The following is a 1,903-nucleotide window of genomic DNA, read 5'->3' on the forward strand; positions in this document are numbered from 1 at the left end:
GTATATACCTCGTATAGATCCATTAATTTGCCCCTAGGTTTGCAAATGTATATCCACGATTTATGCCCTTACTCAATGATTTGGTTATTCTGTCCTCTATCCTCTGCACTTCCCTTATCATTATGTCTATTGTGTTAAGCTGGTTTTTAGCCATGCTTATGGCGTAGTTGGCATCTTCGTGGACCTGTCTCTGTGTCTCCATATAGTCTGACATTATGCCTGATACATCCTCTACGTTTTTGATTCCGCGCGTAATCGCATTGAATCCCTCCTCTATCCAAAAATAGGCAAGCGTTATAGCGATTGATTCAGAGAATCTTTTGATAAAGGATGTACCAACGTATGGATATACTGATAGGACATTCAGGATCTTGTAGATGGGGACACTGTTTGACTGCACAAACGATTTTTGTTGGGAGGTGATGTCCTCATTGTTTGCTATGGCATTTAATATGTCAAGCATCTCTTCCTCTACATAGGTCTTAAATGCCTTAAGGTCTATATTTGTGTAACTAATATCTGTACAATCAGCATTATCGCAAGAAATAACAGATACGTTAGGGGCGCCGTTCACGAGCATCTCAAATGTTATCATTGGGGGTATGTATATCTTTTTAGGTCTATCGCTATCATCAGGCCTTATTATTAGGGTTCCCATGGTGGTCATTAAGGCCTCTATGAGGTCCTTATTGTTATTTATGGGGGTGACGTTTTTTAATGCCTCATAGGTGTAGTTTTTAAATGGAGAGTATATCTCTTTGTTCTCTCCTGTCAGACCACTGGTTATGCCTGCCATATTTGACCTGCACGATTCTGCCCCTGATACCCGATCATCTGACCCCCCTGATGATGCTTCATAGTCTGTGCAGGCATCCTGGTTCGCGTCGGAAAATTTACGTCTTCCAAAATCTACGAGAGACTTGGCTGCTGTGCATGAATCCATATTCAGTTGATTTATCATGTTTGTGATGTTCTCAAATTCCGTAAGAATGCTTTTTATCTCAGGGGATACAGTGGCCAGCGCGAGTTGGAATATATACCCGGCTGCATTCTGCCCTATTGCGCGGAATTTCTGGATTATCTTGTCTGCATTGATGTATGACATTGAACCTAGATGAAAGTCTATCCCGCCACAACCGGCATTGATGGATGGAAAGGATAGGGACAATGGATTTATATGTTCATAGGGGGTTCTGGCGGCCATTGAGCCACCGGTATAAAATCCTCGTGTCTGACCCTCATAATAGCCCGGTCCAGTCGGATTTGTTGAAAAACCCATCCTGTTAAACATCTCTGCCATCTCTGAGTTCATATCTGCATGGGCTATGTTAACCATTATGAGCGTTATAAATGCTAGTGACAAGCCTACTTTTTTCATATCGTTCCCTTTCTCTGGTTTAATATTAGTATCCTCCGTATCAGTTCATTCTCTGTTATCAGACCCGATGCCAATGGGAGCATCTTCCCCGCTTGTGGATAGGCGAGGATCAGGGTGGGGGTTTTTGTTATGCTGAGTTTCTGCACCATCCATGTACCTATTGCAGGATCGGGATACTCAGGCAGCCCCTCCCGGTTTGTTGTCAATGGAAATACTGATATTTCATAGGAATTTTCAAATCGTTTCAGTATCTTTGCCTGCTCTATGCAATAGGGGCAAGTAGATGAAAAGATAAAGTATATCCCTGCCTCTTGCCCTATTTTCCTTATCCTTTCTTTTTGCTGTATATGTTCCTCCCTGCTGGCTGTTTGTAAGGCTATTGCGGAGATGGGATGATCTGCTGTATAGTCAAGCTCCGGATGTGTCAATAGGGCCACTTCCCAGGTATCTTTGAATCTGTCTGCCATCTCAAATAGTCTTTTCTGGTGGCGCATGTATTCAACTACATTCTCCTGCGTTGGCTCT

The 1,903-nt window shown here is 42.8% G+C and carries 2 protein-coding genes; both read right to left on the bottom strand.

Annotation, left to right across the window (positions count from 1 at the left end):
- Positions 1–22: 22 nt before the first annotated feature.
- Positions 23–1,378 (bottom strand): conjugal transfer protein TraH, encoded by a 1,356-nt coding sequence (locus AC3WVG_RS11570; protein ID WP_488798273.1) that lies wholly within the window; start codon positions 1,376–1,378, stop codon positions 23–25.
- A partial coding sequence (traF, locus tag AC3WVG_RS11575; RefSeq protein WP_488798274.1) for a conjugal transfer protein TraF occupies positions 1,375–1,903 on the bottom strand: 529 nt, incomplete at its 5' end. The genes traF and AC3WVG_RS11570, both read right to left, overlap by 4 nt.

Source organism: Desulfovulcanus sp. (assembly GCF_982781345.1).

Coding starts and splice junctions, on each gene's coding strand:
- AC3WVG_RS11570 (WP_488798273.1), bottom strand. CDS start 1,378: ATGAAAAAAGTAGGCTTGTCACTAGCATTTATAACGCTCATAATGGTT.